At 59.8% G+C, this 26,551-nt stretch carries 23 protein-coding genes; 10 read left to right on the forward strand and 13 right to left on the reverse strand.

Annotated features, from left to right (window positions below; genetic code table 11):
* Nucleotide 1: 1 nt before the first annotated feature.
* From rsfS to ACVWVP_RS19460, 3 genes are all read right to left on the reverse strand, one after another.
* Nucleotides 2–496, reverse strand: a complete 495-nt coding sequence (gene rsfS, locus ACVWVP_RS19450) for a ribosome silencing factor (protein ID WP_010206793.1) — start codon at nt 494–496, stop codon at nt 2–4.
* Between the two features lie 69 nt (nt 497–565).
* Nucleotides 566–1,210, reverse strand: coding sequence for a nicotinate-nucleotide adenylyltransferase (gene nadD, locus ACVWVP_RS19455; RefSeq protein ID WP_176998534.1), 645 nt, complete (start codon nt 1,208–1,210; stop codon nt 566–568).
* The gene (locus ACVWVP_RS19460) at nt 1,210–2,475 is read right to left on the reverse strand and encodes a glutamate-5-semialdehyde dehydrogenase (protein ID WP_259175098.1); all 1,266 of its coding nucleotides are present in this window, start codon (nt 2,473–2,475) and stop codon (nt 1,210–1,212) included. Before ACVWVP_RS19460 ends, nadD begins: the two co-directional genes overlap by 1 nt.
* A gap of 175 nt (nt 2,476–2,650) precedes the next feature.
* Here ACVWVP_RS19460 and ACVWVP_RS19465 point away from each other — a divergent pair, with 175 nt between their 5' ends.
* Together ACVWVP_RS19465 and ACVWVP_RS19470 are read left to right on the forward strand one after the other, a co-directional pair.
* Nucleotides 2,651–3,334, forward strand: coding sequence for a DNA-3-methyladenine glycosylase (locus ACVWVP_RS19465; protein ID WP_457407612.1), 684 nt, complete (start codon nt 2,651–2,653; stop codon nt 3,332–3,334).
* A 104-nt stretch (nt 3,335–3,438) separates the two neighbouring features.
* A complete protein-coding gene (locus ACVWVP_RS19470; protein ID WP_178919385.1) occupies nt 3,439–4,755 on the forward strand; it encodes a bifunctional DedA family/phosphatase PAP2 family protein in 1,317 nt (438 codons plus the stop codon).
* Here the strand turns inward: ACVWVP_RS19470 and ACVWVP_RS19475 are convergent.
* The 3 genes from ACVWVP_RS19475 to ACVWVP_RS19485 are packed head-to-tail and all read right to left on the reverse strand — an operon-like array spanning nt 4,749 to nt 6,431.
* The gene (locus ACVWVP_RS19475; protein ID WP_178919384.1) at nt 4,749–5,342 is read right to left on the reverse strand and encodes an LON peptidase substrate-binding domain-containing protein; all 594 of its coding nucleotides are present in this window, start codon (nt 5,340–5,342) and stop codon (nt 4,749–4,751) included. The genes ACVWVP_RS19470 and ACVWVP_RS19475 overlap by 7 nt on opposite strands.
* Before the next feature lie 22 nt (nt 5,343–5,364).
* Nucleotides 5,365–6,081 (reverse strand): LrgB family protein, encoded by a 717-nt coding sequence (locus ACVWVP_RS19480; protein ID WP_457407613.1) that lies wholly within the window; start codon nt 6,079–6,081, stop codon nt 5,365–5,367.
* A complete protein-coding gene (locus ACVWVP_RS19485) occupies nt 6,078–6,431 on the reverse strand; it encodes a CidA/LrgA family protein (RefSeq protein WP_178919383.1) in 354 nt (117 codons plus the stop codon). The genes ACVWVP_RS19480 and ACVWVP_RS19485 overlap by 4 nt, the downstream gene beginning before the upstream one ends.
* A 158-nt stretch (nt 6,432–6,589) precedes the next feature.
* Here ACVWVP_RS19485 and ACVWVP_RS19490 point away from each other — a divergent pair, with 158 nt between their 5' ends.
* From ACVWVP_RS19490 to ACVWVP_RS19500, 3 genes are all read left to right on the forward strand, one after another.
* Entirely contained in the window at nt 6,590–7,045 is a 456-nt protein-coding gene (locus ACVWVP_RS19490; RefSeq protein ID WP_014720094.1) for a MaoC family dehydratase, read from the forward strand.
* Between the two features lie 176 nt (nt 7,046–7,221).
* Entirely contained in the window at nt 7,222–8,940 is a 1,719-nt protein-coding gene (locus tag ACVWVP_RS19495; RefSeq protein WP_178919382.1) for a C13 family peptidase, read from the forward strand.
* A 29-nt stretch (nt 8,941–8,969) separates the two neighbouring features.
* Entirely contained in the window at nt 8,970–9,611 is a 642-nt protein-coding gene (locus tag ACVWVP_RS19500; protein ID WP_178919381.1) for an oxidoreductase, read from the forward strand.
* Nucleotides 9,612–9,843: 232 nt separating this feature from the next.
* Here the strand turns inward: ACVWVP_RS19500 and ACVWVP_RS19505 are convergent, their stop codons facing one another.
* The 7 genes from ACVWVP_RS19505 to ACVWVP_RS19535 form a co-directional block, all read right to left on the reverse strand.
* Nucleotides 9,844–10,605 (reverse strand): hypothetical protein, encoded by a 762-nt coding sequence (locus ACVWVP_RS19505; RefSeq protein WP_457407615.1) that lies wholly within the window; start codon nt 10,603–10,605, stop codon nt 9,844–9,846.
* A 460-nt stretch (nt 10,606–11,065) separates the two neighbouring features.
* The gene (locus tag ACVWVP_RS19510) at nt 11,066–14,206 is read right to left on the reverse strand and encodes a hypothetical protein (RefSeq protein ID WP_457407616.1); all 3,141 of its coding nucleotides are present in this window, start codon (nt 14,204–14,206) and stop codon (nt 11,066–11,068) included.
* Nucleotides 14,207–14,555: 349 nt separating this feature from the next.
* Nucleotides 14,556–14,840 (reverse strand): YceK/YidQ family lipoprotein, encoded by a 285-nt coding sequence (locus ACVWVP_RS19515; protein WP_178919377.1) that lies wholly within the window; start codon nt 14,838–14,840, stop codon nt 14,556–14,558.
* Nucleotides 14,833–15,462: a flavin prenyltransferase UbiX gene (ubiX, locus tag ACVWVP_RS19520; RefSeq protein WP_071485426.1), complete on the reverse strand. Its 630-nt coding sequence runs from the start codon at nt 15,460–15,462 to the stop codon at nt 14,833–14,835. The genes ACVWVP_RS19515 and ubiX overlap by 8 nt, the downstream gene beginning before the upstream one ends.
* Nucleotides 15,459–16,808, reverse strand: coding sequence for a UDP-N-acetylmuramate:L-alanyl-gamma-D-glutamyl-meso-diaminopimelate ligase (mpl, locus tag ACVWVP_RS19525; RefSeq protein ID WP_457407618.1), 1,350 nt, complete (start codon nt 16,806–16,808; stop codon nt 15,459–15,461). Before mpl ends, ubiX begins: the two co-directional genes overlap by 4 nt.
* 97 nt (nt 16,809–16,905) lie before the next feature.
* Nucleotides 16,906–17,715: a hypothetical protein gene (locus ACVWVP_RS19530; protein ID WP_457407619.1), complete on the reverse strand. Its 810-nt coding sequence runs from the start codon at nt 17,713–17,715 to the stop codon at nt 16,906–16,908.
* A gap of 396 nt (nt 17,716–18,111) precedes the next feature.
* Entirely contained in the window at nt 18,112–20,028 is a 1,917-nt protein-coding gene (locus tag ACVWVP_RS19535) for a sigma-54-dependent Fis family transcriptional regulator (RefSeq protein ID WP_457407620.1), read from the reverse strand.
* A gap of 273 nt (nt 20,029–20,301) precedes the next feature.
* On the opposite strand from ACVWVP_RS19535, the gene exaC reads away from it, so the two are divergent.
* From exaC to ACVWVP_RS19560, 5 genes are all read left to right on the forward strand, one after another.
* Nucleotides 20,302–21,822, forward strand: coding sequence for an acetaldehyde dehydrogenase ExaC (gene exaC, locus ACVWVP_RS19540; RefSeq protein WP_176998548.1), 1,521 nt, complete (start codon nt 20,302–20,304; stop codon nt 21,820–21,822).
* 210 nt (nt 21,823–22,032) lie between these two features.
* Entirely contained in the window at nt 22,033–23,466 is a 1,434-nt protein-coding gene (eat, locus tag ACVWVP_RS19545; protein ID WP_176998549.1) for an ethanolamine permease, read from the forward strand.
* 52 nt (nt 23,467–23,518) lie between these two features.
* On the forward strand, nt 23,519–24,913 hold the full coding sequence (locus tag ACVWVP_RS19550) for an ethanolamine ammonia-lyase subunit EutB (protein WP_178919371.1): 1,395 nt from the start codon (nt 23,519–23,521) through the stop codon (nt 24,911–24,913).
* Entirely contained in the window at nt 24,910–25,743 is an 834-nt protein-coding gene (eutC, locus tag ACVWVP_RS19555) for an ethanolamine ammonia-lyase subunit EutC (RefSeq protein ID WP_178919369.1), read from the forward strand. The genes ACVWVP_RS19550 and eutC overlap by 4 nt, the downstream gene beginning before the upstream one ends.
* 92 nt (nt 25,744–25,835) lie before the next feature.
* Nucleotides 25,836–26,294 (forward strand): GNAT family N-acetyltransferase, encoded by a 459-nt coding sequence (locus ACVWVP_RS19560; RefSeq protein WP_017735604.1) that lies wholly within the window; start codon nt 25,836–25,838, stop codon nt 26,292–26,294.
* The last annotated feature ends 257 nt before the right edge of the window (nt 26,295–26,551 follow it).

The following is a 26,551-nucleotide window of genomic DNA, read 5'->3' on the forward strand; positions in this document are numbered from 1 at the left end:
CTTATTCCTGGTCTTTGTTCAGCTTGTCGAAGTGCGCGTGGCCCACTTCCGGGCTGTGGTGCTTGCCATCGGCGGCACGGCTCTGCTCGGCGCCTTTCCACAGACGCTCCAGGTCGTAGAACTGGCGAGCGTTGGAAGTCATCATGTGAACGATCACGTCGTCCATGTCCAGCAGCACCCAGTCGCTGTCGCCCTTGCCTTCTTCACCCAGCGGCTTGACGCCTTGGGCTTTGACGGCTTCGCGGACCTTGTCCAGCATCGCGCCGATCTGACGGTTCGAGGTACCGGTGGCGATGATCATGTAGTCGGTGATGCTTTGCTTGTCACGTACGTCCAGCACCTGGATGTCCTGGGCTTTCACGTCTTCCAGGGCGGCCACGGCCACTTTTACCAGCTCTTCGCCTGCCAGCTCAGGGCCGGTGTGGGCTTCTACTGGCAACGGAGCGCTTTTGAACGTGCCTTTGCGCTTAACTTTGCTTACGTCTTTGTTCGTCATATAAAACTCGTTTTGCTCGTATGTTCGGGCGCTCGCTGTACGACTGTGCGTACGCTCAAGCGCGCCTTTTCAGTTCGACGCACGGTAAAGCCCGTGCGCATCGATGTAGGCCAGGACCGCGTCAGGCACCAGGAAACGTACCGACTTACCGCTGGCCAGCAGTTGACGGATCTGGGTGGCGGACACCGCAAGCGGGGTCTGCCAGACGAATGCAATATTCCCGTTCGGCCCGGTCAGGGCCAAGGGGTCACTTACCGACCGCGCGGCCAGCAGGTTGCGCAAGGCATCCGGCGGTTCGCTGTCGGCATCCGGGCGTTGCAAAACCAGGATGTGGCAATGCTGGAGGAGTTCCTCCCAGCGATGCCAAGAGGGCAGGCCGCAAAATGCGTCCCAGCCCAAAAGCAGAAACAACTGGTCATCCGCGGCCATTTCAGCGCGCATCACTTCCAGGGTATCGACAGTGTAGGACGGTTTATCACGCTTGAGTTCGTGGTCGTCCACCACCAACGGCGCAATGCCGTCCACTGCCAGGCGCACCATTTCCAGGCGCTGTTGCGGTGACACCTGCGGGGTATCGCGGTGCGGCGGCCGAGCGTTGGGCATCACCCGCAACTCGTCCAGCGCGAGGGCATCCGCGACTTCCAGGGCACTGCGCAAATGGCCAATGTGCACGGGGTCGAAAGTACCGCCGAGCAGCCCGATGCGTTTACCCATCAAGTGCGCACATGACCGTCGCCGAACACCACGTACTTCTCGCTGGTCAGGCCTTCCAGGCCGACCGGGCCGCGGGCGTGCAGCTTGTCGGTGGAGATACCGATCTCCGCCCCCAGGCCGTACTCGAAACCGTCGGCAAAACGCGTCGAGGCGTTGATCATCACCGAGGCGGAATCCACTTCGTTGAGGAAACGCCGGGCATCGCTGAAATGCTCGGAAACAATGGCGTCGGTGTGCTTGGAGCCGTAGGTGTTGATGTGTTCGATGGCCTCGTCCAGGTCGTCGACAATCTTGATCGACAGGATCGGCGCCGTGTATTCGGTGTACCAGTCCAGCTCGGTGGCTTCGATCACGTCCGCGCCCAGCAGCGCACGGGTGCGTGAACAACCGCGCAGCTCCACGCCCTTGTCGCGGTAGATAGCCGCCAGTGGAGGCAACACGCGCTCGGCAATGCCCGCGTGCACCAGCAGGGTTTCCATGGTGTTGCACGGGGCGTAGCGGTGAGTCTTGGCGTTGTCGGCGATGCGGATGGCCTTGTCGATATCGGCCGCGATGTCGATATACACGTGGCACACGCCGTCCAGGTGTTTGATCACCGGCACCTTGGCATCACGGCTGACGCGCTCGATCAGGCTCTTGCCACCGCGCGGCACGATCACGTCGACGAATTCCGGCATGGTGATCAGTGCGCCAACGGCGGCACGGTCAGTGGTCTCGACCACTTGCACCACTTCGGCCGGCAATTCGGCCACGGCCAGGCCCTGCTGGATACAGGCGGCAATGGCACGGTTGGAATTAATGGCTTCGGAGCCGCCACGCAGGATGGTGGCGTTGCCGGACTTGAGGCACAGGCTCGCGGCGTCGATGGTCACGTTCGGGCGCGACTCATAGATGATGCCGATCACGCCCAGGGGCACGCGCATCTTGCCCACTTGGATGCCGGACGGCAGGTAGCGCATATCGCGGATTTCACCGATGGGGTCAGGCAGCTTGGCCACCTGACGCAGGCCTTCGATCATGTCGTCGATACGGGCCGGAGTCAGCGCCAGGCGGTCCAGCAGGGCTGGCTCAAGGCCATTGGCGCGGCCGTTGGCCAGGTCTTGCTCGTTGGCGGCGGAGAGCTCGGAGCGCGAAGCATCCAGAGCGTCGGCGGCCGCCAGCAGGGCGCGGTTCTTCTGCGCGGTGCTCGCACGGGCGATCAACCGCGAGGCCTGACGGGCAGCGCGACCCAGGCGGGTCATGTAGTCAAGAACGGACTCAGTCATGGTCAGGGAGTCTTGGCAGGGAGGAAAGCGGCAGATTATAGCTGTGACGCCGCTCGACTGACAGCGGTGAGGGGCGGATGGTCGAAATGAACTGTAAAAACCTGGGCTTCAGCGGTAATTAAGGTGGGAGTTGTTATGATTCCGTCACATTTAGCCGTATTAACCCCTGACTGCCATGTCCAGTTTTGCCACCCAAGTGCCCGCCAGCGCCCTACCCGACAGCTTCTTCGACCGCGACGCGCAATTGCTCGCCCGGGATCTGCTCGGAAAAATCGTCCGCCATCGCGTAGGCGATCTCTGGCTTTCGGCGCGAATTATTGAAACCGAAGCGTATTACCTGGCCGAAAAAGGCAGCCACGCCTCGCTCGGCTACACAGAAAAGCGTAAGGCTTTGTTTCTGGATGGCGGCCATATCTACATGTACTACGCCCGTGGCGGCGATTCGCTGAACTTCAGCGCCCAGGGCCCGGGCAACGCCGTGCTGATCAAATCGGCGTATCCGTGGGTCGATGAAACGTCCGGCCCGGCCAGTTTGGCGCAGATGCTGCTGAACAACCCCGGTGCCAACGGCAGCCCGCGCCCATCGCAAAAGCTGTGTGCCGGCCAAACCCTGCTGTGTAAGGCGCTGGGCTTGAAAGTGCCGATGTGGGACGCCAAGCGCTTCGACCAGGAATTGTTCTACGTGGACGACGTGGGCCAGACCCCGAGCCAGATCATCCAGACCACCCGCCTGGGCATTCCGAGCGGGCGCGATGAACAGCTGATGTACCGCTTTGTCGATGCGGGCTACGCGCCTTACTGCACCCGTAACCCGCTGCGCCGGGGCCAGGTCGAAGGCCGCGACTATTTTCTAATTTGAATTGAAACGACTGCGTTTGCTGGAAATCGATATCCGCAACACAGCAGCTCCCACAGTTGATTTACGCCGTATCAGATTTTGTATTGCAGACATGGAGACGTTTTATGGGCCAATGGCTCGATAGCATTACCGGCTGGCTGACCCTGAACCCCGAATGGCTGGCGGTGGCGGTCTTCATCGTGGCCTGTGTGGAATGCCTGGCCATCGCAGGGCTGATCGTGCCAGGCACGGTATTGCTGTTCGCCATTGCCGCCCTCGCCGGCAGCGGTGCGCTGTCCTTGAGCGAAACCCTGCTGCTGGGTTTTCTCGGCGGGCTGCTGGGTGATGCGGTGTCCTACTACCTGGGGCGACATTTCCATCAGAACATCCGGCGCCTGCCCGGCCTTCGTCACCACCCTGAATGGATGAACAGCGCCGAAACCTACTTCCACAAATACGGCATTGCCAGCCTGCTGGTCGGGCGCTTCATCGGCCCGCTACGGCCAATGCTGCCCATGGTGGCCGGCATGTGCGACATGCCCTTACCGCGCTTCGTGGCGGTGAGCATCGTCGCAGCGGCGGGCTGGTCGGTAGCCTATCTGCTGCCCGGCTGGGCGACCGGCGCCGCGTTCCGCCTGCCGTTGCCCGAGGGTTTCTGGCCGGAGGCTGGCGTCGTTGCGGCCTGTATCGCGGTAGTCGTGGGGTTGAGCCTGAACAGTAGCCTGCGCGGCCATCGTCGCGCCACCTTGTGGATTGGCTGCGCCAGCCTGACGATGTTGATCGCCCTGTTTATCGGCTACCCCCATCTCAATGACTTCGACCAGGGCCTCAGTGCCTTGGTGCAAGAACACCGCAGCCCCTGGCTGGACGAGGTGATGGTGCGCATCACCCAACTGGGTGAATTCAAGAAGATGTTCGTGGCCAGCGCCGTGTTCACCGGCCTGCTGCTACTGGCGCGGCAATGGCGGCATGCGCTGTTTGTCGGCGCGACCCTCGCCGGCGCGGCGGTGATCAACACGGGGACCAAGCTGTTTTTCGCCCGTGGCCGCCCGGAAATCCTCACCGACCCGCTGACCAGTTTCAGCATGCCCAGCGGTCACGCCTCCGGCGCGTTCGCGTTTTTCCTGGCACTGGCCGTACTGGCCGGTCGCGGGCAACCCATCCGGCTGCGCCTGACCTGGATGCTGCTGGGCTGTATTCCGGCGGCCTTCATCGCGCTGTCGCGGGTGTACCTCGGCGCCCACTGGCCCACGGACATCCTGGCCGGCACGCTGTTGGCGATGACGGTGTGCGCGTTCAGCCTGGGGGTGAGCCAGTATCGAAGCCCGCTGCCGGCCCTGTCGCAAAAAGCCTGGTGGCTGCTGTTGCCGGCGCTGGTCGCGGTGCTGGGGTTCATCGCGTTCACCGGCACGCCCCACGCCCTGCTACGGTATGCCTATTGAGTGAACAACTCGCCCTGCAACTCATCGAGCAGCATCTGGATCGCATCCAGGCGCTGCTGTGGGTCGTCGAGTTGCAGCAGGTCGATCTTGTCGGCCTCGGTGAAGGGCAATAAGTAGGCAAGCTGATTGCCCAAGGCTTGCTGCCCATCGGCATGGGCGTCCATGTCCAGCGAGGCCACCATCGGGTGCTCAGCCAGGGCCTGGAGCAACGCCAGCAGGTCGGCGTCCTCTTCTTCCAATGGCTGGTCCGGCAGCTCTTCGAGCCATTGCACCTCGGCCAGCAACAATTGGTCCTTCTGCACACCGGCGTCGCGTACACGAAAACGCCGCCCGCCTTCGACACGAATGCCCAGCAGGCCGTTGTCCTGTTGCTTGAAGTCGCGGATCAGCGCTTCGCAGCCGATCAACGCGTAGCCGTCCGGGGCCATGCCCACTTCGCTGCCGTCAAGGATGCACACCACGCCGAAGCTTTCGCCCTTTTTCATGCAGCGCGCGACCATGTCCAGGTAGCGCGCTTCGAACAGTTGCAGGTCGAGGGTGCAACCCGGGAACAGCACAGTGTTGAGCGGGAACAGCGCCAGACTCATAAAGGTTTCCTTCAAACCCGGATTAAACGATCACCGACACGGCCAGCGGCAAGAATACCGCCGTGGCCACGCCCATCAGACTCATCGCCAGCGCCGCAAAGGCGCCGCACTCTTCACTCTCTTGCAGGGCCACCGAGGTGCCGACCGCGTGAGCCGTCATGCCCAGCGCCATGCCGCGCGCCTCAGGGCTGTGAACACCCAGGCGCGACAGGTAGGCCGGGCCGATCATCGCACCGATCACGCCGGTGATCAGCACAAACACGGCCGCCAGCGCTGCCACGCCGCCGATCTGCTCGGCCACCAGCATGGCAATTGGCGAGGTCACCGACTTGGGCGCCATGGTCATCAACATCATGTGTTCGGCACCGAACCACCAGCCCAACAGCACACACAACCCGGTGGCCAATACCCCGCCTACCACCAGCGTAGTAAAAATCGGCCAGAACAATTGACGAATGCGCCGCAGGTTCAAGTAAAGCGGCACGGCCAGGGCCACGGTCGCGGGGCCCAGCAGGGTGCCCATGATCTCAGTGCTCTTGCGGTACTCGGCGTATGTAAGGCCACAGCTGACCAACACACCGATCACCAGCAGCATGGACACCAGCACCGGCTGCAGGAAAATCCAGCGGGTTTTCTCGAACGCCGCCAGCACCAGTTGATAAGCGCCCAGGGTGATGCCAATGCCGAACAAGGGGTGATGAATCACAGCAGTCCACGCGCCCTGCCAGTCGAAGATCATTGATCCTTCTCCTTGCGCTTGACCATCTGCTGCATCAGCACGCCGACAAAGCCCATGGCGATCACCAGCGACAGCACCAGCGCACCGACGATGGCCCAGAAGTCCGCCGCGATGTCCTTGGCGTACACCATCACCCCGACCGCAGGGGGCACCAGCAGCAGCGGCAGATAGCGCAGCAAGCTGCTGGCCGCCAGGCTCAAAGGCTCACCGACTTCGCCCTTCCAGATCAGAAAGCCCAGCATCAGCAGCAGCCCGATAATCGGCCCCGGCAAGATGGGCAACAGCAAATGGTTGATCGCCGTGCCGATCAATTGAAACAGCACCAGCCAGGTCAGGCCACGTAGCAGCATCCGTTCTTCCCCCTCGAAACGTCCCCGCATTATAAGCACGCCCGCCCTATGCTCAGGCATTCGCCAAAAGCATGGTGGGTTGACCGGGCGGGGTGCCCATGATGATCTAAGATGGATTTCGCACACCTATAAAAACCGATGAACCAAGGAGAGTCGCAATGCCCTATGTACCTGTAGCGCAGCTCAAAGATTATGTCGGCAAGGAACTGGGACGTTCCGAATGGCTCACCATCGACCAGGCCCGTATCAACCTGTTTGCAGAAGCCACCGGCGATCATCAGTTCATCCACGTCGACCCGATCAAGGCCGCGCAAACGCCGTTTGGCAGCACCATCGCCCACGGCTTCCTGTCGCTGTCGCTGATGCCCAAGCTGATGGAAGACATCCTCATCATGCCTGAAGGCCTGAAGATGGCGGTCAACTACGGCCTGGACAGCGTGCGTTTCATCCAGCCGGTGAAGGTCAATTCCAAGGTTCGCCTGAACGTCACGCTCACGGACGTCACCGAGAAAAAGCCTGGCCAATGGCTGTTCAAGGCCACCGCTACCCTGGAAATCGAAGGCCAGGAAAAACCGGCTTACATTGCGGAGTCGTTGTCACTCTGCTTCGTGTAACGCCCAGCCCCCTGTAGGAGCTGGCTTGCCAGCGAAAAACGCAGCGACGCTGCATCGCCGGCAAGCCGGCTCCTACAGGCGCGTGGCGGGGCAAAATCCTCGCCACAATGTATGTAAATTTATGTATGAATCTCGCAGCTGCGGCATACTCGGCGCTCAATTATCCGGATCCCGCTATGCGCCCACTCGCTCCTCTTGCCCTTGCCCTGTTGCTCACCGCTTGCGGAGACGGCGAATCGCTGTTGCCGCCCGATGCGCGCCTGCCCGACGGCGGCCGCTACCGGGGCGATGTGGTCAACGGCTTGCTGCAGGGCCAGGGCCGGGTGGACTACCCCAACGGCAGCTGGTACGCCGGCCAGTTCGACAAGGGCCAATGGCACGGCCAGGGCGAATGGCATGGCAGCAACGGCGAAGTCTATAAAGGCCAATTCCAGCAAGGCCTGTTCGACGGCCAGGGCAGCCTGAGCACTTCGGGCAGCAGCTATGTGGGCGGCTTCAAGAACGGTCGACGCAATGGCGAAGGCACCCTCAAAGAAGGGGCGATGACCTATCGCGGCGAGTTCAAGGACGACCAGTATTCCGGCCTCGGCCGCCTGGAACTGGCCGATGGCAGCCAGTACCAGGGCCAGTTCGCCCACGGCAAGCCCAATGGCGAAGGCCAGCGCAACGACGACAGCGGCAACCAGTTCAGCGGTCACTTCGTCGATGGCCAGCTTGAAGGCAACGGCACGTTCAACAGCGCCGATGGCGATATCTATGTCGGCCAGTTCAAACAGAACCAGCTCAACGGCAAGGGCCGCTATGAGAACGCCGACGGCGACGTGTGGATCGGTCAGTTCAAGGAAGGTGCCCTCAGCGGCAAAGGCGAGCTGATCGGTATCGACGGCAGCCACTATGTGGGCCAATTCAGCGATTGGCGCTTCACCGGCGAAGGCCGCCTGAACCTCACCGATGGCAGCTTCTATATCGGCGGTTTCGATAGCGACAGCTACCAAGGCAAGGGCACGCTGGTGCTCACCGATGGCACGGTGCAAGCGGGCACCTGGGTCAACGGCATGCGCGTGCGCGATGCCGACGGTAAGCTGCTGCCCGACCCACTGGAAACCGGAATACTGGCTCAAGGCCGCCTGCTGGAAGCCGCCCTCGCCGCCGTGCCCCCCTCCACCCCTGCTGTGGAACTGTACACCCTGGTGCTGGCCGGTGATGGCAAGCAAAGCGTGTTCCTGCGCGAAGCCGATTACGTCAGCAACATGCTCGCCAGCCGTTTTGGTGCCCGTGGGCAGATCCGCCTGGTCAACCACCGCGACCATATCGCCGACCGCCCCCTCGCTACCCGCGAAAGCCTGCGCCGCGCCGTGCAAACCCTGGCCGAACGTACCGGGCCGGAAGACCTGGTGTTCATCTACATGACCAGCCACGGCACCCACGAACACGAACTGGTGCTGGACCAGCCGCGCATGGAGCTGGCCGACCTGCCCGCCGATGAGCTGGCTGCCGTGCTCGCGCCGTTGAAGAACCGCGACAAGATCATCGTGATTTCCGCCTGCTACTCCGGCGGTTTCATCCCGGCGCTCAAAGACGAACGCACCCTGATCATGACCGCCTCCCGCGCCGACCGCGTGTCCTTCGGCTGCTCCGAAGAGGCCGACTTCACCTACTTTGGCGACGCCCTCTTCGCCCAAGCCTTCAACCAGACCGACGACTTGCAGCAAGCCTTCAAGCTGGCGCAGCAGCACGTGGCCGAACGCGAACAGGCGGACAACTTCGAAGCCTCCGAGCCGCAGATCTGGGCCCCCAAGGGCGTGATCGCCCACTGGCAACTTTTACGCAAACAGCAGGCACGAAAGGCGCTCGAAAGCGTCTCAATGAATAGCAAGGAAGCCAAAGGCAACTAAGCTGAACTGTGTAACAAGGGGGAAACACCATGTACCTGACACCTCAGCATATCCTGCTCGCTGGCGCCTCCGGCTTGACCGGCGAACACCTGCTCGACCGCCTGCTCAACGAACCTACGGTATCTCGCGTACTGGCACCTAGCCGCAAGCCACTGGCCGAACACCCGCACCTGGAAAACCCGGTGGGCGACCCGGCGGTGTTCCTGCCGCAACTGAGCGGTCGCGTAGACATCGCCTTCTGCTGCCTGGGCACCACCATCAAACAAGCAGGCTCCGAAGCAGCGTTTCGCGCCGTTGACCTGGACATGGTCGTGGCCTTTGCCAAGCGCGCGCGAGAAATGGGTGCACGGCACCTGATCGTGATCAGCGCGATTGGCGCCGATCCCAAGTCATCGATTTTCTACAACCGGGTCAAAGGCGAGATGGAGCAGGCGTTGAAGGCGCAAGACTGGCCGCAACTGACCATCGTTCGCCCTTCGCTGTTGCTTGGGGAACGTTTGGAGCCACGCCTGGCCGAGCAACTGGCCGGGCCGTTGTCCAAGCTGATCCCCGGTAAATACCGTGGCATCGAAGTGTGTGAACTGGCCCGGGCCATGTGGCGCCTGGCGCTGGAAGAGCAGGATGGGGTGCGGGTGGTGGAGTCGGATGAGTTGCGCAAGCTGGGCAAATGATTGTGCACCGGTTGGAATGGCCTCATCGCAGGCTTGCCCGCGATGAGACACACACAATGAAGCCAACTGTCAGCACCGACAGTGGCAGCAACACTCCTGGATAGCTTGGCGCCCTGTCAACATGCCGATTCTTGACGCAGCAGCCGCCATTCATGGCCTTGAAATCCAGACGCGTGCGGCTGATACCGCCGAGGCCTTTTTGCACAGTTACGCTTTAAGCAGGCGTGAGAATTTAAGCATTAGCGTCCAACTTAGCTCCCACGCTACGGAACAACGTAGTGATCACAGCAAGCCTGGAGTTAATTGCCTTCGCACGACTTTCAATGTCATCTCTCGGCGCCCCAGTAGACGCGAGCGTGAAGGGAATACCCAAATTTTTGGCTTCGCCCCCCATATCCCGCTCTATGATATCCATCATGTCTTCGAGGGTATCCATGCGCTCATCGTTGCTTTTCAATGCCCAGTCCAAGCCCGGAGCAACCTTTGCATTTCTTTTCAGATCATTCAACGCGTTTGCGGCCGTGAATACATCTTTCTGGCTCTGCTCGACAATCTGATTATCTTTGACGTCTTGCTTGGTAAGGCCCGAGCTAGCGCTAGCGTCTACATACGGTTTGAGAACTGCGTTGACAGTGCCTGCAATAATCAAACCGAGGGCGGAAAATGGTAGAGCAATTGCCGCGGTCCGAAGTAAGCTGGAATTTCTTACCGGCGCTGCCTTGTCAACTTTAGACTTGACGGAGGATGAAAGTGATGTCGCCTCATCCGATAGTTTTTCTGAAGAGAACGGCTCAACGTCTTTACCGTCTACGCGACCCGGCGTCGGCTGGCCAAACAACCTGTCTCGCGCTTCCGCGTCTTTTTGGGCCTGCCACTTTTTTTGTTGCGCCTCTTGGTACTTCTTTAAACCATCAGAGCCAGGAGCGTCGGTATTAGTGGAGTCGCCAGGCTGCCTAGTGCCCGTCGTATGTCCAGCCCCATTGGCGCCGTTCACTTGAGAATCCACATACTTTTGGTCAAATGACTCAGCACTTTTTTGTGAGCCATAACCGCTCGACGAGCTAGAACTTTGGCCACCTCTTGTATGGGGAGCACTCACATCTTTGGGCACCGAAGGAGGACTGTTTCTATTCCAGGCACCACTAAAAAACTCCCCAATCCTGGAGAAAGCCATCGACCGAGAGGTTGCATGTAAAAACATCATAATGAATTACCTAATGATTAGTTAGCATTAGAAAGTCATCCCTTACCCTCAACTGTTTTGTGTAAAAAAACACTCAACGAGTTCCACCCCCCACCATTTTATTCAATCTTGCGACATCCAGACAGTTTGCCGCCAAATCAGCAACCAACCAGAAACTACCTAAAGCGCACACACCAGAACGCGCACAAACTTTCCAACCTCAATAAGGTTAACTGTAGATGGCACACATAAATTCGCCTACAAAAGAAATTCAAGCACCGGCCAGTCTTAGCCTGGTCTCAGATCCATTTCCTGCCTCATGCTGCCCCTGCCCCATTGAACTCAGTGCGCCAAACTGTAATAACTGGGGACCAAACGGTGTGTTTGTGATACTGCTATATGCATACCACCCCCCCTTGTGGAAAATAGCCACCACAGGCTCCGCTACCCCTCCCGTATCAACGCGACCGACCCCTTTGACAATGTCACCATCTTTATAAGTCTTCGTCACATCATATTTCTTATAATTCCCTCTCAGCCGGGGCAATACTTCATCTGCGTGCTGATAAATTTTCTTCCCATCCTTAATGACAGTCCTTATCCCACGCTTGATATTTTTTGGAAGATTAATGGCATCGGTAATGCCGACAGAGGCGCCAACCCCCGCAAAAAAGGAACGTGCGAGAGCAGTACCTATTGACTTACCGCCCTTTAACGCTTTATTCGCTGCACCTACCCCAGGAAGAAGGAAGCCTAAAATATCAAACCCGATATTAAAAATTGCGCCTGCAACATTACCGTTGATAGCATCTTTAATACCGTCATAAAAAGGAATGAGCGAAAGCAAAAACTCATTTATCTCTTTAATCTCCCTTCGGGTTTTTTCAATTTCCGTAACGCCTGCAGCGCCTGCTTGAAAAGCATCATAATTTTTTGTGAAAAAATCACCTACCACGTTAGCCAGCGAACCAGTTCTGCCAGAAAAATAAGAGCCTTGTGCCTTACCGTCCAGACTCACTGGATCACGCTTTTTATTGGTTTCACCGTACTGCGTGTAGATATTCTGTGTGTTCCACACACGAGGTTTGGCGCCAGGGCCAAAATAAGCGCTATCGTCGTAATTCAGCTGTTCTGCCGGCACAGCTTTTTCCTTGACCATTTTCCCTAGCGCGGGGAAATAACTGTAATAGTCTGTCTTCCCATCGCGCCCTTCCACTTTCATCAGTAAGCCATGCTGCCCTTTTAAAGCGTCTAGCTCCTGCGCAGTCGGAGTACGTGGTACGGGCCAGGAATGCGCGGAGTGGCCATGTTCGTTGAACTGAAGCTTTGTACCCAAAAAGGGGCGAGACACTTCGAGGAAACTTACATCTGAATTTTCTATGCGTTCCCGCTCTGCTGGTGGCAACAAAGAAAGTTGGTATTTAAACTGAATAGCCCAAGCGTTTTTATGACTTTTCTTGTACTGACTAAATTCATCATCAAATTTTTTATTGATATCTTTAATAAGCTGCGGAAAGCGGGACTTCATCTGATCCCAGGGTAGCTTCTTTTCATCGCGCGAGACCCATACGCTCGGATCAAATGGATCAGTCATGTAAACATCAAGCGGCGACACAATATACCGGCTATCCAAAACGCCCCGTAGCGTATTCTCCGTAGGATCCTCTATTTCCGGAAAAACGCGCTTGAACTCTGCCAATGCCAATTCTTTCCGACTCGGCGGATCTTTCTGCAACTCAGCACGCGCCCACTCCAATTCCTTTTTCTGTTTTTTAAACACCGTGAGTGAGTGTTCGAGATCTTCGTCCTTATACTCCCCGTTAGGAGTGCTCGCGATCACACCATTCGCGAGGCCCCACTGAATATATGGATTGACCGACGCTATATTTATTCGGGCTTCGCCCTCGTGAACATTAAGCTGCGCCTCAGCGTACTCTATCACTTGACTAAAGGTCATGTTCGCGGATGCGCCGGGCGCGTCCTGTTCTACGAGTGCAACCGCAATAGAGAAGTCCGTCCACGTATGAGACCCATAAACAAGATTGGGCGGTATATTTTTCGACAGGAACTCAGGTGCGGCAGCCGACAATAATAAACGAGCAGCAATAGGTGCCGCTCCAACACCCACTTTCGCTTCAAGATGGGCTACGAAGCGCTTCACAATTTCGGCAGCAGGGGCCCCCGCATTGTCTTTGCTGTAGAGGTTATAGCCCGCCAGATTATAGGGTGACTTTCCTAAACCGGGATCAAGCTCTTGCACGAGCGCTGCATTCAATATTTCGATTACACCGGTCGGAGACTCAGCTGTATTGAGTTTACTTTGTAAGGCCTTACCCAGCTTCAAAGCCTCTGGCGAGCGAATCAGCTGATCCCATGCTAACGCAGGGTTGTCCGCAATCGCCTTGCGCGTAGACTCGGCAAGCGAGCCGATCAGACGGTGTAACGGACTGTCAGCCCCAACCCCGGCCTGAGGATTAGAAGCCTCACTGGCTGTTTGCGCCTTCCATTTGTTTACCTCCGCCTTCATCTTGCGTAACTGAGTGTTACCCAACGCCTTAACGATATTCCTGACCCCTCCAGCGTCCGCCCCTGGCACCCGAGGGAGAAGATCAAAGGATAATGAACGAGCCAGATACTGTGCTTCCTGACTATTGGCAGGCACGTTATATCCACGCGACTCAAGCATCTTCGCAACACTTATCTCCCGGCGCTGTTCGGTGAAAAATAGGCTTGAGCGCCTGTCAAGGGGCAGCATGACGGTGTTCAGATCAATCTTCCCTTCGGCATCGTTTGCCTGGGATCTCAGCGCTGCAAGAAGTGCATGATGATTGGCGTCATCCCCCAGCGCCTTACGCTGCTCCTCTAACGCCGCTACGGATCGCTGCACGCCGTAACCCGAAGGAGGAAATTCAGGTATTTCGCCTTTTTGCAGTTTTTTGCGGTGATCGGCGGCCTGTGCTGGCGAAAGGTCGATGGGCACTCCGTAAAATCGCCCCACCACGTACAACGGCACCTTGCCCTCCGGCCAAGGGTAACTAAAGGCCTGACCAGGCCGTGGTGCGATCACCCTGGCAATTGAAAGCAAGACTCGGGAAACATCCGGCCAGCCTGAATCGTCACTGAGGGAAAACGTTTTTGTCTTACCCTTTACAATGCCGGTCAACTCCCCGAGCAAGGGGTCCAGCTTCATACTCTTGGTATCAAGCCCTTGCTCCTTCGCCCACGTTAAAAATTCGCGGCTGTTGAACGCGTTGTCCAGTTCGGTGCACCAACGCCCCAATGTAGTATCCGCAGGAACAGAAAGATCAGGCGGTGCAATGGAAGTGTGATAGGACCGCGCCGCTAATGCCATCGCGAAAGGTTTCGATAACTTAGCGTCAGCAGCTGCGCGACTCTCAGGAGAGTCAGACATTTGCGTACTGCGGCGGCTCGCAGCGGCTTCACTATCGTTGTTCGGCTGGGAGCCTGAATACGTTTCGACGAGTGCGTTACCTGACCCAGCAGGCTCTACCTGAGAAGTAGGAATAGTTGTCATATTTGCCTCGCACATGAACAAAAATTAAATATTTCATGCACTGAGTGACACGAGCGACCGATCCCCCCCCACAACAGCCACTGTTTATAATGTTACGAAGTAAATCGATTGATACTTCGGGCTAGAGCCAGTTACGACTGCCGTTCGCACTCCCACTTATACGGTATGAACACGATCTGATGTGGATACGGGGTTGGCTACAATGAGGCGCGCTTGCACCCCCGCCCTAAAGACCGCCCGTGGCGTTGAAGCCAACCCCCAGCACCGTTAACACCGACAGCGGCAACAGCAGCGTGTCGAGCAGCGCGCTGGCTGGCAGGTCGACATGGGGATAGCTCGGCGCCTCGGCACCAAACCGATCCTTGGCGCAGCAGCCACCATTGATCGCATACAAGTCCAGCCGCGTACCGGCATACACCACCGGTGCACCGGATTGCGCGGCGTCCAAGGTGCGAGCGGTCGCGCAGCCGGCGAGTTGCAGCGCCAGCACTACCATCAAGAGTTTATTCATCGCTGCTCAAATGGTGTTCGCCCCAACGTGGCAGCATGTCCTGAGGGATGTTCAGCAGGTTGAGAATGCGCGCCACCACAAAGTCCACCAGGTCATCGATGGTCTGCGGCTGGTGATAGAAGCCCGGCGATGCCGGCAAAATGGTCACGCCCATGTTCGACAGCTTGAGCATGTGCTCCAGGTGAATGCTCGAATAAGGCGCTTCACGTGGCACCAGGATCAACTGGCGACGCTCCTTGAGGGTCACGTCCGCCGCGCGCTCGATCAGGTTGTTGCACGCACCGGTGGCAATCGCCGACAACGTGCCGGTGGAACACGGCACCACCACCATCGCCGCCGGTGCGCCAGAGCCCGAGGCCACCGGCGACATCCAGTCTTCCTTGCCGTAAACCCGGATCTGCCCCGCCGCCGCACCGGTGTACTCGGTGAGGAAGGCCTGCATCATCTGTACCTTGGCCGGCAGCGCGACGTCGGTCTCGGTGGCCAGCACCAATTGCGCGGCCTTGGAGATCAAGAAATGCACCTCGCGGTCTTCGCGCACCAGGCAATCGAGCAGGCGCAACCCATAAGGTGCGCCCGATGCGCCGGTCATCGCCAGGGTGACGCGTTCCGGCCCGCTCATTTCAGCGCCTCGGCCAACTTGCCATGCAGGCCGCCAAAGCCGCCGTTGCTCATGACCACTACGTGAGTGCCCGGCTTGGCCTGCTGCTTGACGTGTTCGATGATGCCTTCGATGGAATCGCACACCGTGGACGGCACCGTACACCGCGCGGCAATGCCCGGCAGGTCCCAGCCGAGGTTGGCCGGTGCGTACCAGACAGCCTCGTTGGCATCGTTGACGCTTTCCGGCAAACCATCGCGGTGCGCGCCCAGCTTCATGGAGTTGGAACGCGGCTCGATGATCGCAATGATCGGCGCATCGCCCACCTGCTTGCGCAGGCCATCCAGGGTGGTGGCAATCGCCGTCGGATGGTGGGCAAAGTCGTCGTAGATCGTAATGCCATTCACCTCGGCGACTTTTTCCATGCGGCGTTTCACGCTCTTGAAGGCGCTCAACGCGGCAATGCCAATGGACGGCACAACGCCCACATGCCGCGCGGCGGCAAGAGTCACCAGCGCGTTGGCCACGTTGTGCTGGCCGGTCATGCCCCACTCGACAATGCCCTGGGGCTCGCCCTCAAACAGCACTTCGAATCTGGAGCCGTCTTCGCTGAGCAGCTTGACCTGCCACTGCCCGCCCGCGCCGGTGGTTTGCACCGGGGTCCAGCAGCCCATCTCGATCACCCGCTGCAAGGCGGGCTCGGTGGTCGGATGGATCACCAGGCCTTCGCTGGGAATGGTGCGCACCAGGTGGTGGAACTGCCGCTCGATGGCCGGCAGATCGGGGAAGATGTCGGCGTGATCGAACTCCAGATTGTTCAGGATCGCGGTGCGTGGGCGGTAGTGAACGAACTTGGAACGTTTGTCGAAGAAGGCACTGTCGTATTCATCGGCTTCGATCACAAAAAACGGTGTGTCGCCCAAGCGCGCCGACACCGAGAAATTCTGCGGCACGCCGCCAATCAGGAAGCCCGGGCTCATGCCGGCATGCTCCAGCACCCAGGCCAGCATGCTGCTGGTAGTGGTCTTGCCATGGGTGCCGGCAACGGCGAGTACCCAACGGCCTTGCAGCACGTGATCGGCCAGCCACTGCGGGCCAGACACATAAGGCAAACCTTTGTTGAGCACATATTCGACCGCTGGGTTGCCCCGCGACATGGCATTGCCGATCACCACCAGGTCCGGCACCGGGTCGAACTGCGACGGGTCGTAGCCTTGGGTCAACTCAATGCCCTGGGCCTGCAACTGCGTGCTCATGGGCGGGTAGACGTTGGCATCGGAGCCGGTGACGTGATGGCCCAGTTCTTTGGCCAGAACCGCCATCGAGCCCATGAAAGTGCCGCAGATACCAAGAATATGAATGTGCATAGTCGACCTCGTAAAACATCGAGGCAGGTTAGCGCAGGGCGGGGGAAATCGCACTCTTTAGGTGTCGGGCGGCGGCCCCGGAAGGCCGCCTGGAACATCAGGCCGTCGAGGTTTCGCCGGGTGTTTCCTTGGGTAGTTCTGTCTCCTTCAATACGATCAACTTGCCGATGAACTTGTTCACCGCTTCAAAACGCTTGTCCAGGTGCGTCAGGCGAACCGCGTCAGTGAGAGGCGAGGTGCCCGCCGGCACCGCGAAGGGGCGGAAAATCATGTCATTGCCCTCTCCGATCAGTTTCAGCTTCTTTTCAGCCACCTCGTACAACGCCTCCAAGGTGTTCAGACGTTCGTTCGGAGTGGCAGAAACCTGCTCCATCATGCGCAGGGCAGGCGCATCCGTCCCCTGACGTATCGCCATGATGTTGTTCGCCACCACTTCGATCCGAAGCTCGGCCAATTTCAGGTGTGCCTCCACCTGAGCGGAATCCGGCACTGGCGCGCCCCCGCCCACTTGGGTACTCGGCGCCGGGCCGTGAATAGGTGGCAGTATGGGCGTTTGCGAGGCGAATTGACCCTTGATCGCCTCCCCGGTCCAGGCCGAGCCTGCGTACGTTGCAATGCTCAACGGTGCACTCACCAGGCCGTTGATACCCGCGTTGACAAAGGCATCCCGGGCCACCGTGCCCAGCTTGGGCTCGTTGGCGAACACGCCAGCCTTGTGCAGGCGGTCTGCAACGATCAGGTTCTGCGTGACATCCGCCAGGGTTTTCGGGGCCACGTGGCTCTGGGAGGGCAGCGTACGCGGACCGGGCGTACCGGTGAGGGTTGCCGAGATTTCCTTGAAGTTGTCCCGCGCGGTCCTTGCGGGAGGCTTGGGGCTCCCAGGCGCAACGGGCGGGCGAGTCGACACGACACTGGGCGTACGTAGCGGAGTCGACGGTGCGCGTCGGAATGGATTGGAAACAATCCCGCGCTTGCTGCGTGTGTGTCCACCCTGGGTTTCTTCATGGGCGAACGTTTCAGGCGCGGCGGGTTCTGTCTGCGGATGGGCGGGCGATGACTCAGAATGGTGGAGCGTCGACGGAGGCAGACCTGTGATACGCATAATCTTCACCTTGATGACTTCTGATACGGATAGGGAGTTAAAGCCGGTAATCCGAGGCCAGGCTGAATGCCGACCTCATCTACTGCGTCTTTGAAAACCGCTATCGGGTTCCAGAAAATCAGCGCCCCACGATAAACCCGAGTCATCGCACGGCAGGCAAAACTCGCCTCCTACTCACCCACCTGAATAAACGACAACCCGTTAACACTCCTGGCGCAATGGGCGGGCGATTCCATATTTGCGCAGCTTTCTATAAAGCGTGTTTCGACTGACACCCAGCGCGACGGCGGTCTGGCTCATATGCCAATGCTGCTGAGCCAAGGTGGCCAACAATGCCCCTCGCTCTGCGGCCCCCAGCGACGAGTCAGCCTGGGTTGTTGCAGTGCCGGCCGTCACGCTGGGTGAATGGCGAAGCGCCACCGGCAAGTCCTCACACCGCACGTAACCGTCCATGCACAACGCAGCCACGGTGCGCAGCACCATGCGCATCTGCCGCACATTGCCTGGCCAGGCAAACGCCAGCAGCGCTTGGCGCGCGGAGGGCTCAAGGGTGACTGCTTGATCGCCCGCCTCCTCGGCCAGCAGAAAATCCAGCAACTGGGGCTTGTCGGCACGGTCGCGCAAGGCCGGCAACGGAATTTCCAGGCCGTTGAGCCGGTAGTACAAGTCTTCGCGAAAGCTGCCGTCGCCCACGCGCTCCAGCAGATTACGGTGAGTCGCGCTGATGATCCTGACGTTGACGGCTTGCGGCTCGCCGCCAATGGGCACCACCAGCCGGTCCTCCAGTACCCTTAATAGGCGGGTCTGCAAGGCCAGGGGCATGTCGCCGATTTCATCGAGGAACAACGTGCCACCATCGGCCTGCTGCAACTTGCCTTGCATGCCTTCCTTGCGGGCACCGGTGAAACTGCCACCGCGATAGCCGAACAATTCGCTCTCGATCAGGCTTTCAGGGATGGCCGCGCAGTTGAGCGCCACAAAGGGCTTGTCGGCCCGTTGGCTGGCCTGGTGCACAGCCTTGGCGAAGGCCTCCTTGCCGGAACCGGTTTCGCCATTGATCAACAGCGGTACGTCGCGTTCGAATACCCGCAGCGCCTTGCTGAAACCCTGTTGCAAAGCGGGGTCACCCAGGCAGATGCCGGGCAGGCGTGGCCGCTCCACGGCAACCGGCTTGGCGATGGGCACGGGGGCTGGGAGCGCTTGCCCGCGCAATGCCGCAAACAAATGCCGGCCATCGCGGGTGCGCAGCGGCCAACTGGCCGTGGCATTGGCGCTGGCGCGGCCGAGCAATTGGTCCAGGGAACAGTCGAAAAACGCTTCCACCGGTTGCCCCAGCAAACCGCCGCGCAGTTGTCCCAGCAGGTTCAGTGCACTTTGGTTCACGGCGCAGATTCGCCCCTCACCGTCGAACGCCAGCAGCCCTTCGCTGAACAAGCCCACCGACTCGGCCTGCAAATGAAAACGCAGCAGCCAGTGGTGTTCGAAGTGACGCAGGAAGTAGCAGCTCTCGATCATCTTCGCCGACAGGTTGACCAGCGCCATGGTATGGAACTGGCTCTGGCGCGACACCGCCTCGCGGGCAGAGGACACGTCCAGCACAGCCAGCAGTTCGCCATGGGGATCGAACACCGGGCTGGCCGAACAGGTCAGCCCGGTATGCCGGCCACGAAAGTGTTCATCACGGTGAATGGTCAGGGACTGGCGCTCCACCAGGCAGGTGCCGATGCCGTTGGTGCCCTCGCACGCCTCGCTCCAATCGGCGCCCAGCCACAGCCCGGCGCGTTCGAAGATCTTGCGCTCGGACGGCGCGGTGACACAGTTGAGGATCACGCCCCGCGCATCGGTCAGCAACACCGCATGGCCGGCGCCCGAGAGTTGCTGGTGCAGGCTGTTCATCTCACTGCCGGCAATGTGCAGCACCTGTTGCAGGCGCTCGCGGCTTTCCAGCAGGCGGCCATGTTCAAGCACGGTGGGGGCAATGGTTTGCGCAGGGTCCAGGTGGTAGTCCTCCAGGCAACGCAGCCAGGAACGGGCGATGGAGGGATCGCTGGAAGGGTCGCGACCATGGGCCACGGTGAGGACTTGCTGGGCATGGCGACTGAAATGATCGTTGTGCATTTCTTATTATTCTCCCTGCGTGAGAACGCCCAGCATCCCCCAGGCCTCCAGCCATTGCAATCCCGGGCAGACTCACCGGTCACCGGCTGTACCAAAGGTGGCACAAACTGTCACACCGCCTGTACCACCCTTGGCACAGCAACGCCTTGCAACAAACCCTAAACCCTTGATTTACCTGGCCCGCAAAGCAGTGGCCCAACCTTTGCTCTACGCTTTATAACGCGCTCGTTGCGCTGCACTCCCAATAAACATAAGAGCCAGGAGATACCTACCATGCGTTACGCACACCCCGGTACTGAAGGCGCCATCGTTTCGTTCAAGGCCAAGTACGGCAACTACATCGGTGGCGAATTCGTTGCGCCGGTCGATGGCAACTATTTCACCAACACCTCGCCGGTCAACGGCAAGCCCATCGCAGAATTCCCTCGCTCCACGGCCAAAGACATCGACAAGGCGCTGGACGCCGCCCACGCCGCCGCCGACGCCTGGGGCAAGACCTCGGCCCAGGACCGCTCGCTGGTGCTGCTGAAAATCGCCGACCGCATTGAACAGAACCTCGAACTGCTGGCCATCACCGAAACCTGGGACAACGGCAAGGCCGTGCGTGAAACCCTTAACGCGGACATCCCGCTGGCCGCCGACCACTTCCGCTACTTCGCCGGTTGCATCCGCGCCCAGGAGGGCACCAGCGCCGAGATCAACGAACACACCGCCTCGTACCACTTCCACGAGCCGCTGGGTGTAGTGGGCCAGATCATCCCGTGGAACTTCCCGCTGCTGATGGCCGCCTGGAAACTCGCCCCGGCCCTGGCGGCCGGCAACTGCGTGGTGCTCAAGCCCGCCGAGCAAACCCCGCTGGGTATCAACGTGCTGCTGGAAGTAATCGGTGACCTGCTGCCACCGGGCGTGCTGAACGTGGTGCACGGTTTCGGCAAAGAAGCCGGCGAAGCCCTGGCTACCAGCAAGCGCATCGCCAAGATTGCCTTCACCGGCTCCACGCCAGTGGGCTCGCACATCATGCATGCGGCCGCCGAGAACATTATTCCGTCCACCGTTGAGCTGGGCGGCAAGTCGCCGAACATTTTCTTCGACGACATCATGAAGGCCGAGCCGTCCTTCATTGAGAAAGCCGCTGAAGGCCTGGTGCTGGCGTTCTTCAACCAGGGCGAAGTGTGCACCTGCCCGTCCCGTGCGCTGGTACAGGAGTCGATCTACCCCGAGTTCATGAAAGTGGTCATGAAGAAGATCGAGTCGATCAAACGCGGCGACCCGCTGGACACCGACACCATGGTCGGCGCCCAGGCGTCGGAGCAGCAATTCGACAAGATCCTGTCGTACCTGGAAATCGCCAAGGGCGAAGGCGCGCAACTGCTCACTGGTGGCAAGGTCGAGAAGCTCGAAGGCGACATGGCGGGCGGCTATTACATCCAGCCAACCCTGCTCAAGGGCACCAATGAAATGCGCGTGTTCCAGGAAGAAATCTTCGGCCCAGTGGTGAGCATCACCACCTTCAAGGACGAAGCCGAAGCCCTGGCGATTGCCAACGACACCGAGTTCGGCCTGGGCGCCGGCGTGTGGACGCGCGACATCAACCGCGCCTACCGCATGGGCCGGGCGATCAAGGCCGGCCGCGTGTGGACCAACTGCTACCACCTGTACCCGGCACATGCCGCGTTCGGGGGTTACAAGAAGTCCGGCGTGGGCCGTGAGACCCACAAGATGATGTTGGATCATTACCAGCAGACCAAGAACCTGCTGGTGAGCTACGACATTAATCCATTGGGCTTCTTCTAACTGACAACCCGCTCCCACATTTGAAATGCACTATCTAATGTGGGAGCGGGCTTGCTCGCGAAAGCGGTGGATCAGTAAGCACTGTATTGACTGACCCACCGCTTTCGCGAGCAAGCCCGCTCCCACAGTTAGATCTCTACAAGTACTTGCGAAATGCATTCGGCCCATAGATGCCGAATTAAAAACAATAACAACGGACGGTACTTTCCCATGCCTAGCGAACCGACTGGCTCTTCTGTCGACTTCGAAAAAGTTGACTCCCACTACTTCCAACAACGCGAACTTAAAAAAGGCGCCGCCGGCTGGGTGCTGCTGGTAGGCCTTGGCGTTGCCTACGTCATCTCCGGCGACTATGCCGGTTGGAACTTCGGCCTGGCCCAAGGCGGCTGGGGCGGGATGTTCCTCGCCACATTGCTGATGGCCACCATGTACCTGTGCATGTGTTTTTCCCTGGCCGAACTGTCTTCCATGATTCCTACCGCCGGTGGTGGCTACGGCTTTGCCCGCAGCGCCTTTGGCCCCTGGGGCGGGTTCCTCACGGGCACCGCCATCCTGATCGAATACGCCATCGCCCCCGCCGCCATCGCGGTGTTTATCGGCGCCTACTGTGAGTCGCTGTTCGGCATCGGCGGTTGGATGATCTACCTGGCGTTCTACATCATCTTTATCGGCATCCACATCTTCGGCGTCGGTGAAGCCTTGAAGCTGATGTTTGTGATTACCGCGATTGCAGCGATTGCCCTGGGCGTGTTCCTGGTGTCGATGGTGCCGCACTTCAACGTGGCCAACCTGCTGGACATTCCAGTGACCGAAGCCAAGGGCGCCAGCACCTTCCTGCCGTTCGGTTATGTCGGCGTGTGGGCAGCGATTCCCTACGCCATCTGGTTTTTCCTGGCGGTAGAAGGCGTGCCCCTGGCCGCCGAAGAAACCAAGAACCCCAAGCGCGACCTGCCCCGCGGCCTGATCGGCGCCATTGTGGTGCTGACCAGTTTTGCCCTGTTGATCCTGGTGATCGCACCGGGCGGCGCCGGCACCTATGCGCTGGTCAAATCCGGCAACCCGCTGGTGGAAGCGCTGGCCTTGTCCTACGGCGGTTCAACGTGGATGGGCGGCTTCGTCAACCTGGTGGGCCTGGCCGGCCTGATCGCGAGCTTTTTCTCGATCATCTACGCCTATTCGCGGCAGATCTTCGCCTTGTCCCGCGCGGGCTACCTGCCGCGCAAACTGTCCCAGACCAACAAGAGCAAGGCACCCGTACTGGCCCTGGTAATCCCCGGCATCATTGGCTTTGGCCTGTCGCTGACCGGCCAGGGCGACCTGCTGATTCTGGTGGCGGTGTTTGGCGCGACCATTTCCTACGTGCTGATGATGGCCGCGCACATCACCCTGCGTATCCGTCGCCCCAAAATGGAGCGTCCGTACCGCACGCCAGGCGGCATCTTCACTTCCGGCATCGCCTTGGTACTGGCCTGCGTGGCCGTGGTGGCGGGCTTTCTGGTGGACCCACGGGTGGTGATTGGCGCCGCGATCATCTATGGAGTATTAATTGCTTACTTTGCTTTCTACAGCCGGCATCACTTGGTAGCAGGCACGCCCGAAGAGGAATTCGCGGCGATCCAGGCCGCAGAGGCCGCCTTGCACTGACTGCCGTAAACCTCGACGCAGGCCGCTGCCTGCGTCGTCAAGGAGACACTGTATGGCAAGCTTTTCCCACGCGGTAGGCGCTCAAACCTACCGCTTCGACAGCCTCAAGGACGTGATGGCCAAGGCCAGCCCCGCACGTTCCGGGGACTTCCTGGCCGGCGTCGCCGCGCAGAACGACGGTGAGCGGGTGGCGGCGCAGATGGCGCTGGCGAATATCCCGCTCAAGCACTTCCTCGAAGAAGCGCTGATCCCCTATGAAAGCGATGAAGTCACTCGGCTGATCATCGATACCCACGATAAACAGGCGTTTGCAGTGGTCAGCCACCTGACCGTCGGCGGACTGCGCGACTGGCTACTCAGCGACGCGGCCGACGAACATTCCCTACGCGCCTTGGCGCCAGGGCTGACACCGGAAATGGCCGCCGCCGTGTCCAAGATCATGCGCGTGCAGGACCTGGTGCTGGTGGCGCAGAAGATCCGCGTGGTCACGCAGTTTCGCGGCACGATGGGCCTGCGCGGGCGTTTATCCACACGCCTGCAACCCAACCACCCCACGGACGAACCGGCCGGCATCGCCGCGAGCATTCTCGACGGCCTGCTGTACGGCAACGGCGACGCCATGATCGGCATCAACCCGGCCACCGACAGCATCGCCTCGATCTGCGCCATGCTGGAGATGCTCGACGCGATCATCCAGCGCTATGAGATCCCGACCCAGGCGTGCGTGCTGACCCACGTCACCACCTCGATCGAGGCGATCAACCGCGGCGTGCCGCTGGACCTGGTGTTCCAGTCGATTGCCGGCACTGAAGCGGCCAACGCCAGTTTCGGCATCAGCCTGAGTGTGCTGCAGGAAGGTTACGAGGCGGGCTTGAGCCTCAAGCGCGGCACGCTGGGCCAGAACCTGATGTATTTCGAAACCGGCCAGGGCAGCGCCTTGTCGGCCAACGCGCACTTTGGCGTCGACCAGCAAACCTGCGAAACCCGCGCCTACGCGGTAGCGCGGCATTTCAAGCCGTTTCTGGTGAATACGGTCGTAGGCTTTATCGGCCCCGAGTACCTGTACAACGGCAAGCAGATCATCCGCGCCGGCCTTGAAGACCACTTCTGCGGCAAGCTGCTGGGCGTGCCGATGGGCTGCGACATCTGCTACACCAACCATGCCGAGGCCGACCAGGACGACATGGACACCCTGCTGACCCTGCTGGGGGTGGCCGGGATCAACTTCATCATGGGCATCCCGGGCTCCGATGACATCATGCTCAACTACCAGACCACCTCGTTCCACGACGCTTTATACGCCCGCCAAACATTGGGTTTAAAGCCGGCGCCGGAGTTTGAACAGTGGCTGGCCAAAATGGGCATTTTCACGCAAGCCGACGGCAAGGTGCAGTTTGGCAACAGCCTGCCACCAGCCTTCCGCCAAGCCTTGGCGCAACTGGGATGAAGGAGCCGCCCGTGCAACTCGACCTGCCTGACAACCCGTGGCTGGAACTGCGCCGCCTGACCCCGGCGCGTATTGCCCTGGGGCGCACCGGCACCAGCATCCCCACCAGCGCACAGCTGGACTTCCAGTTTGCCCACGCCCAAGCGCGGGACGCCGTGCACCTGCCCTTCGACCATGCCGGCCTCAGCAGCCAGTTGGCCGAGCGCGGGCGCGACAGCCTGTTGCTGCACAGTGCCGCCACTGACCGTCACATGTACCTGCAACGCCCGGACCTGGGGCGGCGCTTGAGCGATGAGTCGGCCCAGTTGCTGCGTGATCATGCGTCGGCCAATCCGGGCGGCGTGGACTTGGCGGTGGTGGTCGCCGATGGCCTGTCGGCACTGGCGGTGCATAAACACACCTTGCCGTTTCTGACACGCCTGGAGGAACAGAGCAGCGCCGACGGTTGGTCCTTGTCGCCGGTTGTTTTGGTGGAACAGGGCCGCGTGGCGGTGGCGGATGAAGTGGGCCAGCTGCTGGGGGCCAAGATGACCGTCATTCTGATCGGCGAACGGCCGGGGCTCAGTTCGCCGGACAGCCTAGGCCTGTATTTCACCTACAACCCCAAGGTCGGCCTCACCGATGCCTACCGCAATTGCATCTCCAATGTGCGCCTGGAAGGCCTGAGCTACGGCATGGCCGCCCATCGCCTGCTTTACTTGATGCGAGAGGCGTGTCGTCGGCAGCTGTCGGGGGTCAATCTCAAGGACGAGGCGCAGGTTCAGACCATCGAATCGGATGATCCTGACCTGATGAAAGGCAATTTCCTGCTCAGTTCACCGGATGACTGATTGCTGCACGATTGCGCTTTTTCGCGCCATTAGGCAGCATCGAGTCACGGCCGCTTGTGTGGTCATCCCCCCTTTGGAAGTTGAGGCCTGGCATGCGGATTACTCAAGCGACCCTGGAACACCTGGACCTGTTGACCCCGCTGTTCGTCAAATACCGTGAGTTTTATGGTGCCCTGCCCTTCCCGGACTCGTCGCGGGCCTTTTTGGAAAAGCGCCTGCGCCGCAAGGAGTCGGTGATCTACCTGGCCCTGGCCGATGATGACGACAAGAAGCTGCTCGGCTTTTGCCAGCTGTACCCGAGCTTTTCGTCGCTGTCGCTCAAGCGTGTGTGGATCCTCAACGACATCTACGTGGCCGAGGACGCCCGCCGCCAACTGGTGGCAGACAACCTGATGCGCACGGCGAAGAAAATGGCCAAGGAAACCCACGCGGTACGGCTGCGGGTGTCGACCAGCAGTGACAACGAAGTGGCGCAGAAGACGTACGAGTCAATCGGGTTTCGCGAAGACACGGAGTTCAAGAACTACGTGTTGCCAATCAGCGAGGACTGAAGCCCATACCGCCTATCCTATGGGGAACGGGCTTGTGTGGGAGCTGGCTTGCCTGCGATGGCATCACCTCGGTCTCACTGATACACCGAGGTGCCCGCATCGCAGGCAAGCCAGCTCCCACAATTGAACACTCGATAACATTCAGACCTTAGCCCATCGTCTACACGACATCCCCCGCTACAAAACCAACACGCTTTTCACGGCTCAATCCGTATAATGCGGACCTCTCAGGGTTGTAAGAATCGCGACATAGACTT

The organism is Pseudomonas sp. TE24901, assembly GCF_054058375.1.